The 14622-nt window shown below is 57.6% G+C and carries 16 protein-coding genes; all 16 read right to left on the reverse strand.

Annotated elements, in window-relative coordinates; genetic code table 11:
• Nucleotides 1-16 precede the first annotated feature (16 nt).
• The 16 genes from atpG to rpmH all read right to left on the reverse strand — a co-directional run bounded on the left by atpG (nucleotide 17) and on the right by rpmH (nucleotide 14220).
• Nucleotides 17-877 (reverse strand): F0F1 ATP synthase subunit gamma, encoded by an 861-nt coding sequence (gene atpG / locus AACY25_RS19575; protein ID WP_090378658.1) that lies wholly within the window; start codon nucleotides 875-877, stop codon nucleotides 17-19.
• A gap of 50 nt (nucleotides 878-927) precedes the next feature.
• Nucleotides 928-2472 (reverse strand): F0F1 ATP synthase subunit alpha, encoded by a 1545-nt coding sequence (gene atpA, locus AACY25_RS19580; RefSeq protein WP_274088526.1) that lies wholly within the window; start codon nucleotides 2470-2472, stop codon nucleotides 928-930.
• A 21-nt stretch (nucleotides 2473-2493) separates the two neighbouring features.
• Nucleotides 2494-3030, reverse strand: a complete 537-nt coding sequence (locus AACY25_RS19585) for a F0F1 ATP synthase subunit delta (RefSeq protein ID WP_339526891.1) — start codon at nucleotides 3028-3030, stop codon at nucleotides 2494-2496.
• A gap of 15 nt (nucleotides 3031-3045) precedes the next feature.
• Complete coding sequence (locus AACY25_RS19590; RefSeq protein ID WP_275960033.1) at nucleotides 3046-3516, reverse strand: F0F1 ATP synthase subunit B; 471 nt, start codon at nucleotides 3514-3516, stop codon at nucleotides 3046-3048.
• A 57-nt stretch (nucleotides 3517-3573) separates the two neighbouring features.
• Complete coding sequence (gene atpE, locus AACY25_RS19595) at nucleotides 3574-3831, reverse strand: F0F1 ATP synthase subunit C (RefSeq protein WP_003097235.1); 258 nt, start codon at nucleotides 3829-3831, stop codon at nucleotides 3574-3576.
• Between the two features lie 116 nt (nucleotides 3832-3947).
• Nucleotides 3948-4817: a F0F1 ATP synthase subunit A gene (atpB, locus tag AACY25_RS19600; RefSeq protein WP_339526893.1), complete on the reverse strand. Its 870-nt coding sequence runs from the start codon at nucleotides 4815-4817 to the stop codon at nucleotides 3948-3950.
• Between the two features lie 14 nt (nucleotides 4818-4831).
• Complete coding sequence (locus tag AACY25_RS19605; protein ID WP_339526895.1) at nucleotides 4832-5239, reverse strand: F0F1 ATP synthase subunit I; 408 nt, start codon at nucleotides 5237-5239, stop codon at nucleotides 4832-4834.
• Nucleotides 5240-5396: 157 nt separating this feature from the next.
• The gene (locus AACY25_RS19610) at nucleotides 5397-6269 is read right to left on the reverse strand and encodes a ParB/RepB/Spo0J family partition protein (protein ID WP_339526897.1); all 873 of its coding nucleotides are present in this window, start codon (nucleotides 6267-6269) and stop codon (nucleotides 5397-5399) included.
• A gap of 10 nt (nucleotides 6270-6279) precedes the next feature.
• Entirely contained in the window at nucleotides 6280-7068 is a 789-nt protein-coding gene (locus tag AACY25_RS19615) for a ParA family protein (protein WP_339409310.1), read from the reverse strand.
• Nucleotides 7069-7080: 12 nt separating this feature from the next.
• Nucleotides 7081-7728 (reverse strand): 16S rRNA (guanine(527)-N(7))-methyltransferase RsmG, encoded by a 648-nt coding sequence (gene rsmG / locus AACY25_RS19620; RefSeq protein ID WP_339526899.1) that lies wholly within the window; start codon nucleotides 7726-7728, stop codon nucleotides 7081-7083.
• Nucleotides 7728-9620 carry a tRNA uridine-5-carboxymethylaminomethyl(34) synthesis enzyme MnmG gene (gene mnmG / locus AACY25_RS19625; RefSeq protein WP_339526901.1) on the reverse strand — a complete coding sequence of 631 codons (1893 nt, stop codon included), beginning with the start codon at nucleotides 9618-9620 and terminating at the stop codon, nucleotides 7728-7730. The genes rsmG and mnmG overlap by 1 nt, the downstream gene beginning before the upstream one ends.
• Before the next feature lie 614 nt (nucleotides 9621-10234).
• Entirely contained in the window at nucleotides 10235-11602 is a 1368-nt protein-coding gene (gene mnmE, locus AACY25_RS19630) for a tRNA uridine-5-carboxymethylaminomethyl(34) synthesis GTPase MnmE (protein WP_339526903.1), read from the reverse strand.
• Between the two features lie 75 nt (nucleotides 11603-11677).
• Nucleotides 11678-13429, reverse strand: a complete 1752-nt coding sequence (yidC, locus tag AACY25_RS19635) for a membrane protein insertase YidC (protein ID WP_339526905.1) — start codon at nucleotides 13427-13429, stop codon at nucleotides 11678-11680.
• Between the two features lie 2 nt (nucleotides 13430-13431).
• Nucleotides 13432-13677 carry a membrane protein insertion efficiency factor YidD gene (gene yidD, locus AACY25_RS19640; protein ID WP_090254202.1) on the reverse strand — a complete coding sequence of 82 codons (246 nt, stop codon included), beginning with the start codon at nucleotides 13675-13677 and terminating at the stop codon, nucleotides 13432-13434.
• A complete protein-coding gene (gene rnpA, locus AACY25_RS19645; protein ID WP_430695388.1) occupies nucleotides 13670-14074 on the reverse strand; it encodes a ribonuclease P protein component in 405 nt (134 codons plus the stop codon). Before rnpA ends, yidD begins: the two co-directional genes overlap by 8 nt.
• Nucleotides 14075-14085: 11 nt before the next feature.
• Nucleotides 14086-14220: a 50S ribosomal protein L34 gene (rpmH, locus tag AACY25_RS19650; RefSeq protein ID WP_002551315.1), complete on the reverse strand. Its 135-nt coding sequence runs from the start codon at nucleotides 14218-14220 to the stop codon at nucleotides 14086-14088.
• Nucleotides 14221-14622: the final 402 nt, after the last annotated feature.

A 14622-nucleotide genomic window follows, 5' to 3' on the forward strand; every position in this document is an offset into this window, starting at 1 on the left:
AATATTTGAACCGTGCTTAAACCGCGGCAGCGCCGCCGACGATTTCCGAAATTTCCTGGGTGATCGCTGCCTGACGTGCTTTGTTGTAAACCAACTGCAGGTCTTTGATGATATCGCCAGCGTTGTCGGTGGCGTTTTTCATCGCGATCATCCGGGCCGCTTGTTCAGCCGCGTTGTTCTCAACCACTGCCTGGTACACCTGCGACTCCACGTAACGCACCATCAAGCCGTCCAGCAGCTCTTTGGCGTCGGGTTCGTACAGGTAATCCCAGTGGTGCTTGAGTTCTTTATCCGGATCGGCCACCAGCGGAATCAACTGCTCCACTGTCGGCTTTTGCGTCATGGTATTGATGAACTTGTTCGAGACCACGGACAAACGATCGATGCGACCATCTAGGTAGGCATCGAGCATTACCTTGACGCTACCAATCAGATCATTGATCGATGGTTCTTCGCCCAGGTGGCTGATCGCAGCAACGATGTTGCCACCAAAGTTGCGGAAGAACGCCGCACCTTTGCTGCCAACGACGCAGAGATCAATCTCAACGCCTTGCTCGCGATTGCTCGCCATGTCTTTGACCAGAGCCTTGAACAGGTTGGTGTTCAGACCACCACACAGACCACGGTCCGAGCTCACCACGACATAACCCACACGCTTAACTTCGCGCTCGATCATGAACGGGTGACGGTATTCCGGGTTGGCGTTGGCCAGATGACCAATCACCTGGCGGATACGCTCCGCGTAGGGACGGCTAGCAGCCATGCGCATTTGTGCTCTGCGCATTTTGCTGACCGCCACCTTTTCCATGGCGCTGGTGATCTTCTGCGTGCTTTTGATGCTCGCAATCTTGCTGCGAATCTCTTTTGCGCCTGCCATTTGACACCTATCGGGTTAGCAAGCGGGGACCTCACGGTCCCCACTGCGGCTTACCAGGTTTGGGTGGCCTTGAACTTCTCGATACCGGCTTTCAGCTGGCCATCGATGTCGTCATTGAAGTCACCCTTCTCGTTGATCTTCGCCAGCAGAGCGGCGTGATCCCGGTTGAAGTAAGCAATCAGGGCCTGTTCGAATGCGCCAACTTTGGCAACTTCGATGTCGACCAGGAAACCACGCTCAGCGGCATACAGCGATACGGACATGTCAGCAATCGACATCGGCGCATATTGCTTCTGCTTCATCAGCTCGGTAACGCGCTGACCATGCTCAAGTTGCTTACGGGTGGCTTCGTCCAGGTCAGAAGCAAACTGGGCGAATGCTGCCAGTTCACGGTACTGAGCCAGAGCGGTACGGATACCACCGGAGAGCTTCTTGATGATCTTGGTCTGTGCAGCACCACCCACGCGGGATACCGAAATACCGGCGTTGACCGCAGGACGGATACCCGAGTTGAACATGGCCGATTCCAGGAAGATCTGACCGTCGGTGATCGAGATCACGTTGGTCGGAACGAACGCGGAAACGTCGCCAGCCTGGGTTTCGATGATCGGCAGAGCGGTCAAGGAACCGGTCTTGCCAGTCACAGCGCCATTGGTGAACTTCTCAACGTACTCTTCGGAAACGCGGGAAGCGCGCTCCAGCAGACGGCTGTGGAGATAGAACACGTCGCCTGGGTAAGCTTCACGGCCTGGTGGACGGCGCAGCAGCAGGGAAATCTGGCGGTAAGCCACTGCTTGCTTGGACAGATCGTCATACACGATCAGCGCGTCTTCACCGCGGTCGCGGAAGTATTCGCCCATGGTGCAACCGGCGTACGGTGCAATGAACTGCAGCGCAGCGGATTCGGAAGCGGAAGCCGCGACAACGATGGTGTTAGCCAGCGCGCCGTTTTCTTCCAGCTTGCGAACCACGTTAGCGATGGTCGATTGCTTCTGACCAATAGCAACGTAGACGCACTTAATGCCGCTGTTCTTCTGGTTGATGATGGCGTCGATGGCCAGAGCAGTTTTACCGATCTGACGGTCACCGATGATCAGCTCACGCTGACCACGGCCAACCGGGATCATGGCATCAACCGACTTGTAACCGGTTTGCACCGGCTGGTCGACCGACTTACGCCAGATCACGCCCGGCGCAACCTTTTCAACAGCGTCGGTAGCGACGTTGTTCAGCGGGCCTTTGCCGTCAATTGGGTTGCCCAGTGCGTCGACAACGCGACCCAGCAATTCCGGACCAACCGGAACTTCCAGGATGCGGCCAGTGCACTTGGCGCTCATGCCTTCGGCCAGGGAGGTATAAGCCCCCAGAACCACTGCACCCACGGAGTCTTGCTCCAGGTTCAGTGCCATACCGTAGACACCACCCGGGAACTCGATCATTTCGCCGTACATAACGTCGGCGAGACCGTGAATACGCACGATACCGTCAGATACGCTGACGACAGTGCCTTCGTTACGGGCTTGAGAGGCGACATCGAGATTCTCGATACGCCCCTTGATGATTTCACTTATTTCGGAAGGATTGAGTTGCTGCATAGCTCTGCTGCCCCTTCAAACTCAAGATTTCAATGCTTCGGCCAGCTTCGCGATTTTGCCGCGAACTGAGCCATCGATAACCAGGTCGCCGGCGCGAATGACGACACCACCAATAAGGGCGGCATCCTCCGCGGCGTGCAGACGCACTTCTCGGCCGAGCCGTGCACTGAGAACCTTGGCGAGTTTGTCTTGCTGTTCATCGCTCAATGCGAAGGCACTGGTGACATCCACGTCGATCGACTTTTCCTGCTCGGCTTTGTACAGCTCGAACAGTTCAACGATCTCTGGCAACAGGGCCAAGCGATCGTTTTCAGCGGCGATGTGAATGAAATTGCGTACCTGGGCGTCGAACTTTTCACCACACACGTCGATAAACGTGGTGGCCTTGTCTGTACTCGTCAAACGCGGAGCCTTGAGCATGCTCTGCATGGTGTCGTCTTGCGACACCGCTGCAGCCAGGCCGAGCATGGCTGACCAATTGGCCAGCTGCTGGTGGGCCTGGGCGTACTCAAAGGCAGCCTTAGCGTAAGGTCGGGCCAGCGTGGTCAGTTCTGCCATGATCGCGCCCCTCGCTTAAATTTCGGCTGCCAGTTTGGAAACCAGCTCCGCATGCGCGTTTTGGTCGATAGATGCGCCCAGGATCTTCTCGGCACCGCTAACGGCCAGGCTACCCAGTTGGGCACGCAGCGCGTCTTTGACACCATTCAGTTCCTGCTCGATCTCGGCCAGAGCCTGGGCCTTCACACGGTCAGCTTCGACACGGGCCTGTTCACGGGCTTCGTCGACGATCTGCGTACCGCGTTTCTTGGCTTGCTCAATGATCTCGGCTGCTTGGCCTTTGGCTTCGCGCAGTTGCTGACCCGCTTTCTCTTGGGCCAACTCCAGGTCACGAGCCGCACGACTAGCAGCGTCCAGGCCGTCTGCGATCTTCTTCTGACGTTCTTGCAAAGCCGTAATGACCGGAGGCCACACGTACTTCATGCAGAACAGCACGAAGATGAAGAAGGCAACGGACTGGCCAATCAGGGTTGCATTAATGTTCACGCCAACACCTCGCTCGTTCGTTGTCCATCAAACCAATTCACTCGGAAATCGAGTGAATTAGCCTGCGATTTGACCAACGAAGGGGTTCGCGAAGGTGAAGAACAGTGCGATACCAACACCGATCATGGTCACGGCGTCGAGCAGGCCGGCGACGATGAACATTTTCACTTGCAGCATCGGAACCATTTCCGGCTGACGCGCAGCGCCTTCCAGGAACTTGCCGCCCAGCAGGCCGAAACCGATTGCGGTACCCAGGGCACCCAGGCCAATCAGCAGTGCTACAGCGATAGCGGTCAGACCAACTACAGTTTCCATCTTTCCTCCCGACTTTTTATGTCGTATTGGTTAAGGTTTTCTAAGGTAAAGCGGTAAAGCAAAATCGGTACTTCTGGTTGCCCTTGCGGGCGTCCACTGCGAGCGCCTAAGCGCTCTTAGTGGTTGTCTTCGTGCGCCATCGACAGGTAGACGATGGTCAGCATCATGAAGATGAACGCCTGCAGCACGATGATCAGGATGTGGAACACAGCCCACGCCCACTGCAGGGCAATACCCAGCGCGCCCAGCAGCAGACCGCCGCCAAACATGATCGCGATGAGGATAAAGATCAGCTCGCCGGCATACAGGTTGCCGAACAGACGCAGAGCCAGGGAAATCGGCTTGGCGATCAGGGTCACGAACTCAAGCAGGAAGTTGACCGGAATCAGCAGCGCTTGAACGAATACGTTCTTGCTACCAAATGGGTGCAGAGTCAGCTCACCGATAAAGCCGCCGAGGCCTTTGACCTTGATGCTGTAGAACAAGATCAGGGCAAATACCGACAGGGCCAGGCCCAGGGTGGCATTCGGATCGGTGGTCGGAACGACGCGGAAGTACAGATGCGGGTCGCCGGAGATTTTTGCCGCCAGCATTGGCAGCCAATCTACCGGGATCAAGTCCATGAAGTTCATCAGGAAGACCCAGACGAAGATGGTCAGACCCAGAGGTGCGATCAAGGCGTTGCGGCCATGGAAGGTGTCCTTGACGCTGCCGTCAACGAACTCGACCAGGACTTCAACAAAGTTCTGCAGCTTGCCCGGTTGTCCGGAAGTGGCGCGTTTAGCAGCGGCACGGAACAGCAGGATAAAGAACAGGCCCAGCACGACGGACACCGCGAGGGTGTCTACGTGAAATGCCCAGAAGCCCATTTCCTGAGCTTCTTTTGCGTTGTGGGCGAAACTCCAGCCGTTGACCGGGTGCTGACCGTAGGTCAGGTTGGTCAAGTGGTGCTGGATATAACCCGAAGCGGTTTGTGCTGCTGCCATATATCCCTCGAGCGCTAAGGTCTTAAAAGTCTTGTTTTCATCAGCAGGGGTGAAAACCAATTGACCAACTGGGTCAGGAAGAACACGCCAAATACCGCCAGCGGTTCCAGAGGCTTAACACCTGCAAAGGTCAGTGCAAACAACACTGCCGTTAAAACCAGTTTGCCCGCCTCACCGGCATAAAAAGACCGGACGATGGCTTGAGCAGCCCGCGCTCCACTGAAACGGAACGCCTTGTGGGCGAAGTACACGTTAGGTAGCCAGGCAATCAGGCCACCACACAACCCAGAGTATCCAGCAACTGTGCCTTGCCACTGCCACAACACCAAGGCCAGCAACAACAGGACCAACAGTTGTACCAGCAGTACCGGAAAAACAGCCAGACGATGGAGGGGCAGGCGATTCGGCGTGCGAACGTCCATCTTGTTTTCCTGAAAGCTGAACCCGGACGTCGGCATCTGAAATCAATAACTTGGCATACTTTGTGCCGACGAAATGCGCGCAGAGTATAGGGGCGCTTCCCCCCCCATTCAACTGTCGGGTAGTGATTTCCGACTAGTCGCTACACGATCAATTGTTTCAACGAATGTGAGCGAGTACGCCCTGCAGTTCATCCAGCGAGCTGTAGCTGATCACCAGCTGACCTTTGCCTTTCTGCCCATGCTTGATCTGCACCGGCGAGCCCAGGCGCTCAGCCAGGCGCTGTTCCAGCCGGGTAATGTCCGGGTCGGCTTTGACCACTGCCGCCGGCTTCTCTTTGCTGTTCAACCACTGCCGTACCAGTGCTTCGGTTTGGCGCACGGTAAGGCCGCGTGCGACAACATGTCGCGCACCTTCGGTCTGCTGTTCGGCCGGTAAACCAAGCAAGGCGCGGGCATGACCCATTTCCAGATCGCCATGAGAGAGTAGGGTTTTGATCTCTTCCGGCAGGGCGATCAGGCGCAGCAGGTTGCTGATGGTCACCCGTGATTTACCCACAGCATCGGCGACCTGCTGCTGAGTCAGCTGGAATTCCTGCTGCAGGCGCTGCAAAGCCATGGCTTCTTCGATGGGATTAAGGTCTTCGCGCTGGATGTTCTCGATCAACGCCATGGCGATGGCGGCTTCATCCGGCAGCTCACGGACCATGGCCGGAATCTTGTCCAGGCCGGCTTGCTGACTGGCACGCCAGCGACGTTCACCGGCGACGATCTCGAAACGTCCTTCACCAATCGGCCGCACCACAATCGGCTGCATCACGCCGTGGGCCTTGATCGACTGCGCCAGTTCTTCGAGGGCAGTGGCGTCCATGTCACGACGTGGCTGGTATTTGCCGCGCTGGATCAGGTCCAGGGGCACATATTGCAGTTCACGGCTGTCGACCTGCGCGGCCTCTTCCTGCAAGGCGTTGACACTGGTGCCGCCCAGCAGGGCATCCAGACCGCGTCCCAGTCCTCGTTTTTTCACAGCCATGGGTATTTCCTTATGCGGTTGCGGTGTGGGCATTGGCGCGCTGGCGGCGTACCAATTCGCCGGCCAGCGCCAAGTAGGCAATGGCACCACGGGATTGCTTGTCATACACCAGCGCCGGCATGCCAAAGCTTGGCGCCTCGGCCAGACGCACGTTACGCGGGATGACCACGTCGTAGAGCTGATTCGGGAAGTGCTGCTTGAGCTGTGCCGAAACATCATTGGTCAAGCTGATGCGCGGGTCATACATGGTGCGCAGCAGGCCTTCGATCTTCAGCTTGGGATTGAGTATCTCGGCGATGCGCTGAATGCTGTTGACCAGGTCGCTCAACCCCTCAAGTGCGTAGTACTCGCACTGCATGGGGATAATCACCCCATCGGCGGCCACCAGGGCGTTGATCGTGAGCATCGACAGCGCCGGCGGGCAGTCGATCAGGATGTAATCATAATTCTCGCGGATCGGCGCCAACGCATAACGCAGGCGGCTTTCCTTCATTTTCATTTCCAGCAGCGATACTTCGGCGGCGGTCAGATCGCGGTTGGCCGGCAGCAGTTGGTAGCCGCCGTGCTCGGAGAACTGCATGGCATCGACCAGGTTGCATTCACCGATCAGTACGTCGTAGATCGAATGCTCCAGACCGTGTTTATCCACACCACTGCCCATGGTCGCGTTGCCCTGGGGGTCGAGGTCGATCAACAGCACACGGCGCTTGGTTGCCACCAGCGAGGCAGCCAGATTGATGCAGGTGGTGGTTTTGCCCACGCCGCCTTTCTGGTTAGCGATTGCGAATACCTTAGCCATGCTGCGTTCCCCCTAAACCGAGCGACGCAGTATCAACAGATGGCGCTGACCTTGGCAACCGGGAACCTTGAGTACATGGGTGGCGGTGAGACGAAAGTCCGCTGGCAAGGCCTGCAGTTCGTCATCCGGGTGCACGCCTTTCATCGCCAGCCACTGGGTATTGCCGTTTCCCAGGTGCCGGGTCCAGGTGCTGAAATCTTCCAGAGAACTAAACGCCCGTGAGCAGATACCGCTGAATGGCACAGCCGGATTGAACTCTTCGACGCGGCTGTGGATAACTTGCAGGTTGGCCAGTTTCAACTCCAGCTTCACCTGAGTCAGGAAGCGGGTCTTTTTGCCGTTGGAATCCAGCAGGGTGAACTGCCGTTCGGGAAACAGAATGGCCAGGGGAATGCCCGGCATGCCGCCGCCACTGCCGACGTCCAGCCAGTTATCCCCAGCCTCGACGACGAAAGGCACGACCGACAGGCTGTCGAGCAGATGGCGCGAAACCATTTCATTCGGATCGCGCACTGCGGTGAGGTTGTAGGCCTTGTTCCACTTGATCAGCAGGGCCAGGTAGGCCAGCAACTGTTCGTGCTGCTGCGCGCTGAGTTCGACACCCAGCTCAAGCGCGCCCTGGCTCAGTTCTTCGGCGTGACGTGCAGTAACCAACGACATCAGGCGCTATGCTCCAACTGCTGACCGGCAGTGCGCTTTTTCAAATGGATCAGCAGCAGGGAAATTGCTGCCGGGGTAACGCCGGGAATCCGCGAGGCCTGGCCGAGGGTTTCCGGGCGGCTGTTGTCGAGCTTGTGCTGAATTTCCTTGGACAGCCCGGAAATCCCGGCGTAGTCGATATCGAGCGGCAGTTTGGTGTCTTCACTGGCGCGCAAGCGGGCGATTTCATCCTGCTGGCGGTCGATATAACCGGCGTACTTGGTCTTGATCTCGACCTGTTCGGCCACCTGCAGGTCCTGTGCACCGCCACCGGTGATGGTCACCAGCCCGGCGTAATCGATTTCCGGGCGGGCCAGCAGGTTGAGCAGGTTGTATTCGTGGGTAAGCGGCGTGCCGAAGTGGGCAGCAATCGCATCGCCCTGAGGCGTACACGGGCGTACCCAGGTGCTTTTCAGGCGCTGTTCTTCCTGCACGATGGCTTCGCGCTTGGTTTCGAACGCTGCCCAACGCACGTCATCGACCAGACCCAGCTCGCGGCCTTTCTCGGTCAAGCGCAGGTCGGCGTTGTCTTCGCGCAGGATCAGCCGGTATTCGGCGCGCGAGGTGAACATGCGGTACGGCTCCTGGGTACCCAGGGTAATCAGGTCGTCGACCAAAACGCCGATGTAGGCCTCATCGCGACGCGGACACCAGCTGTCCTTGCCCTGGGCGCGCAGTGCAGCGTTACAACCCGCGAGCAACCCTTGGGCACCGGCTTCTTCGTAACCGGTGGTGCCGTTGATTTGCCCGGCGAAGAACAGCCCGGCAATCACCTTGGTTTCCAAGCTGTACTTGAGATCACGCGGATCGAAGTAGTCGTACTCGATGGCGTAACCGGGACGCACGATATGCGCGTTCTCCATGCCACGGATGCTGCGCACGATCTGCAATTGCACATCGAACGGCAGCGAGGTGGAGATGCCGTTGGGGTACAGCTCATGGGTATTCAGGCCTTCGGGCTCGATAAATACCTGGTGGCTGTCCTTGTCGGCGAAGCGGTGGATCTTGTCTTCGATCGATGGGCAATAACGCGGGCCAACCCCTTCGATTACGCCCGAATACATCGGCGAACGATCGAGGTTGGCCGCGATGATTTCGTGGGTGCGCGCGTTGGTGTGGGTGATCCAGCAGCTGACCTGACGCGGTTGCTGCTCTGCACGACCGAGGAAGGACATCAGCGGCGTTGGCGTATCGCCCGGCTGCTCGGTCATCACCGAGAAGTCCACCGAACGACCGTCGATGCGTGGCGGCGTACCGGTTTTCAGTCGACCGACGCGCAGCGGCAGCTCCCGTAGACGTTGAGCAAGGGCAATCGAAGGTGGATCACCGGCGCGGCCACCGGAGTAGTTCTGCAGGCCTATGTGGATAAGTCCACCGAGAAAGGTGCCCGTGGTCAACACCACGGAATCCGCGAGGAAACGCAGGCCCATCTGGGTGACTACGCCTTTGACTTCGTCGTTTTCGACGATCAGGTCATCGGCTGCCTGCTGAAATATCCACAGGTTGGCCTGGTTTTCCAGCGTTTCGCGAATCGCGGCTTTGTACAGCACGCGATCAGCCTGGGCGCGGGTGGCGCGTACTGCTGGGCCCTTGCGGCTGTTCAGTACGCGAAACTGGATGCCGCCTTTGTCGGTGGCTTCAGCCATGGCGCCGCCGAGGGCGTCGATTTCCTTGACCAGGTGGCTCTTGCCGATCCCGCCAATCGCCGGGTTGCAGCTCATCTGCCCGAGTGTTTCCACGTTATGGGTCAGCAGCAGGGTTTTTACTCCCATGCGTGCAGCTGCCAACGCAGCTTCGGTACCGGCATGACCGCCGCCGATGACGATCACCTGAAAACGGGAAGGGAAATCCACCACGCACCTCGTGCCTGTTGAGAAATGGGGGGCTTTTTGGGTTGAAAAGCGGGAAAGGCGGCAAGTATAGGGATTTAGCTGGTGTGAAAGAAGCCTTTTGCACAAAAAATAGCCAGCTCGCTTGGGCGCTGTTCGACCGTGTCGGTTAATAAAGAATAAAAGAGAGAATTTTTATAAAGCCTTGTTTATATGTTTATTACTTAGCAACGGCTTTTCTGTGGATAGATTGCTACAGACCAATAGATTCAGTGGCTACAGCGTTTAAAAAGTCTGTGCTGATCCTGCCATCTGCCTGTTCAGTTGCCGTACGCAAGCTGTGGATGAAATGCATGGTTATCCACAGGGGCGGTTATCCTCAGTTTTATCACCGGGTTATAGGCAGGGCTTAGGCCGGGTTTTCCACAGAGCTTAGGTGGATAAATAGGTGGTTGGGCACGCCTATTTCGCCCAGGCGAAGGCCTTCCCGAACGACATTAGTTGGGATTTCAGGACTTAGGATGGGTGAGGCGCATAGAGGGTATTGCGGATGCGGGGCATGATTCGATGCACCGTAACCCATCAGAAATATCCTGCAGCTGACGGGTTAGGCGATGCGTTGGCAGTGCGCCGCCCGCCTATTTGCCGATACAGAAGCTGGAAAAGATTCGGCCCAGCAGGTCATCGGAACTGAACGCACCGGTGATTTCGCCCAGGGCTTGCTGGGCCATGCGCAGGTCTTCAGCCAGCAACTCGCCAGCGCCGGCCAGGGTCAGCTGAGCATGGCCGTGTTCCAGATGTGTAGAGGCCTGGCGTAGCGCTTCCAGGTGGCGTCGGCGCGCACTGAAGCTGCTCTCAGAGGTCTGTTCATAACCCATGCAGGCCTTGAGGTGTTCCCGCAGCAGGTCCAGACCTTCAGCGGATTTGGCGGAAAGGCTGATGGTGACGTGGCCGTCATTGCAGACTTCTAGAACCACCGACTCGCCGGACAGGTCGGCCTTGTTGCGAATCAGGGTGACCTTGGACGGATCAGGGCGTTGGTCGAGAAACTCCGGCCACAGGGCAAAGGGGTCGTCGGCTTCGGGCGCTGTAGCATCCACCACCAGCAGGATGCGGTCGGCTTCACCAATGGCTTTCAGCGCACGCTCGACGCCGATGCGTTCGACCTGATCCTCGGTGTCACGTAAGCCGGCAGTGTCGACCACGTGCAGCGGCATGCCATCGATGTGGATATGTTCGCGCAGCACGTCGCGGGTGGTGCCGGCGATTTCGGTAACGATGGCTGCCTCGCGACCGGCGAGGGCGTTGAGCAGGCTGGATTTACCCGCGTTGGGCCGGCCAGCAATCACCACAGTCATACCATCGCGCAGCAGGGCTCCTTGGCCAGCCTCACGCAGCACACCGGCAAGGTCAGTACGCACACCATCGAGCAGGTTGAGTACGTGGCCATCGGCGAGAAAGTCGATTTCCTCTTCGGGGAAGTCGATGGCCGCTTCAACGTAGATACGCAGGCTGATCAGGCGCTCAGTCAAGCCATGCACACGACGCGAGAATTCGCCCTGTAGCGAGCGCAATGCATTGCGTGCGGCCTGCTCAGAACTGGCTTCGATCAGGTCGGCAATCGCCTCGGCCTGGGCCAGGTCGAGTTTGTCATTGAGAAAGGCGCGTTCGCTGAATTCACCGGGGCGTGCCAGGCGTGCGCCGAGTTGCACACAGCGGCGCAGCAGCAGATCGAGTACTACAGGCCCGCCGTGGCCCTGCAGTTCCAGTACGTCTTCGCCGGTAAAGGAGTTGGGGCCGGGGAAGTACAGGGCCAGGCCTTCATCCAGTACCTGCTTGGCGTCGGCGAAGAACGGCCCGTATTGGGCATAGCGCGGTTGCAGTTCGCGCTGGCAGATCGCCTGCGCCAAGGTGCTGGCCAACGGCCCGGAAACACGCACGATGCCCACGCCGCCCCGGCCTTGGGCGGTGGCGACGGCGGCAATGGTTTCAGCAACGGGTGGCATGCGGTTCTCCTGAATACGACATAGCAAAACGCCCCTGAAAAGGGGCGTTTGTTACAGCTTAGAAGCAATCACTGCTTAGGCGTCTGCGGCCTTGGCTGCGGCTTCGATCTTGCGGGTAATGTACCACTGCTGGGCGATGGACAAGACGTTGTTGACCACCCAGTACAGCACCAGACCAGCCGGGAACCAGAGGAAGAAGAAGGTGAAAATGATCGGCATCATCTTCAGTACCTTGGCTTGCATCGGGTCTGGCGGCGTTGGGTTGAGCTGCTGCTGGATAAACATGGTCGCGCCCATGATGATCGGCAGGATAAAGAACGGATCCTTGATCGCCAGGTCGGTTATCCACAGCAGCCACGGCGCTTGGCGCATTTCCACGGATTCCAGCAGCACCCAGTAGAGCGCGAGGAATACCGGCATCTGCACCAGGATCGGCAAGCAGCCGCCCAGCGGGTTGATCTTCTCTTTCTTGTACAGCTCCATCATCGCCTGGGACATCTTCTGGCGATCGTCACCATGCTGCTCTTTTAACTGAGCGAGTTTCGGTGCAACGGCACGCATGCGCGCCATGGATTTGTAGCTGGCAGCGGACAGCGGGAAGAAGATCAGCTTGATGATCACGGTCAACATGATGATCGACCAGCCCCAGTTGCCGAGCAGGTTGTGGATAACTTCCAGCAGCCAGAAGATTGGCTGAGCCAGGAACCACAGAATGCCGTAGTCGACAGTCAGCTCAAGACCTGGAGACAGAGTCTTCAGATGGCCTTGTAGCTTCGGGCCGGCATACAAAATTGCACTGGTTTCACCTTGAGCGCCGGCAGCAACCTGAATGGCCGGGCCGGTAAAGCCGACAATGTAGTTGCCTTGGCTGTCTTTACGGGTCTGTACTTGGTTAGTGCTGTCTTTGCTTGGAATCCAGGCAGTGACGAAGTAATGCTGTAGCCAGGCAACCCAGCCTCCTTGAACGGTTTCTTTGAAGGCTTGTTTGTCGATGTCTTTCATCGACACTTTTTTGTATGGCTCTTCGGTGGTCCACAGTGCACCACCGAGGTAGGTCGCAGTGCCGGTGGCAGTGGTGGAGGACGGATCGTCGCTGCCATCACGCTTGAGCTGGGCAAACATGTTGCCGCTCCAGGCCTGACCACTCTGGTTGTCGATCAGGTAGCTGACAGTCACCTGATAGGACGAAGGATCGACGCAGCCGGGTTTCTTCTGCTGTTGATCCTTGGCCGCACATTCAGCGTTCAGACCACGCTTGAAGGTGAAGCGCTTGATGTAGTTGACGCCGTCTTCGCTGAGTTTGAGATCAACCTGCAGCTGATCCTGACCGTCGGCCAGTTCATAGCTCTTATGCTCGCTGCTCCACAAAGCACGACCGCTGGATTTGTCCGGCGCATTGCTGCCGATCAAACCGCTCTGCGCTAGGTAGGTACGCTCGCCGCCGTTGTCGAACAGCTGGAAAGGTACATCCGGACGATCCTGACGACGTGGGTACTGCGGCAGACGCAGTTGCACCACATCACCACCGCGCGGGTCGATGGCCAGATCCAGCACATCGGTCTTCACGCGAATCAGTTCATCGCTGGCAGCAGCAGGTGCGGTACTGATGGCGCTGGGCTCAACGGCAGTGGTGGCGCTCGGAATATCATCGCCGCCTGCTGGGGTTGAGGTCGCGGCAGTGGTATCCGGCAAGCCGGGTACAGTGCTGCTGGTCGCGGCAATTTCTGTCGGCAGGGCAGCTTGACCGTAGTCCTGGTTCCACTGGAGAACCATCATATAGGACACGATTGCCAGGGCGACGATCAGGATCGAGCGTTGAATATCCATGATTATTCGGCCATCGAAGAGGAACGGGAGGTTTTCACGCAGGGAACCGGGTCGTAGCCACCGGGATTCCACGGGTGACAGCGGCCAAGCCGACGCAGGGTCAGCCAGCCACCGCGCATGACGCCATGATGTTCAATGGCTTCAAGCGCGTAGCAAGAACAGCTTGGGTAGAAACGACAGTGACTGGCCATCAAGGGGCTGATGGCGTAGCGGTAGAACTGGATGGGAAGCAAAGCCAGTTTACGCATGGGGACTGTCGTTCACCCCGGGTGTTGCGACGGTTTCCGGGCTTGGCTTACTGCGTTCGAGGCGTTTCCAGAGTTTGCCAAACTGGCGAGCCAGTTCGACATTTTCCAAATCACCAAGGCCTTTACGCGCAACCACCACGATGTCCCATCCCACCAGGTTGTCCTGATTGAGACGGAACGATTCGCGGATCTGGCGTTTCAGACGATTGCGCTCAACCGAGAGCTTGACGCTCTTCTTGCCGATCACCAATCCCAGACGGGGGTGATCAAGTTCGTTGTTGCGCGCCAGCAGCAGGACATTTTTGCCCGGAGCTTTGCCGCTAGGGGAGTCGAAGACTGCCTTGAATTGCCGGGGGGTTAGCAGACGCTTTTCCCGACTGAAGTCTCGACTCACCACAAGACCGAAATTTAGACGGCGAGACGCTTACGGCCCTTGGCGCGGCGACGCGACAGGACAGCACGGCCGTTCTTGGTGGCCATACGAGCACGGAAACCGTGGGTGCGAGCGCGTTTGATAGTGCTGGGTTGGAAAGTACGTTTCATGGTGCGGTACCTGGGTGGTCGACTACGGGCCGGAATGGCCCCCGTTTTAAGAGACCGGCAATTCTAGAGAAACCCGAGGGTCAGGTCAATTTCCAACCAGGCTTTTCCTGCATAAAGAAATATAAAGAAGAGAATATTTAAAGATGTTTAGTAATGTTAGTAGCTATTAGCTAGCCATTCATCTGTGCATAAGTGCCTGTAGACCAACAGATTAGAGCTGTTCAGCCAAGGGTAAGTCTGTCGAAAAGGCGTGCTTCAACTGTGTGGAAGCAGCGCACAAGCTGAGGATGGAATGCCATTTTACCCACAGCAGGGTTTTCCACCGGGTTTTACTCTGGTTTATCCAATGAGCTTGCGGGCGGTTATCCACAGCCCTTATCCCATCTGCGTTATAAGCCTCGA

It is taken from the genome of Pseudomonas sp. EA_35y_Pfl2_R111 (genome assembly GCF_963970955.1).
In the GTDB taxonomy this organism is placed as follows: Bacteria; Pseudomonadota; Gammaproteobacteria; order Pseudomonadales; family Pseudomonadaceae; genus Aquipseudomonas.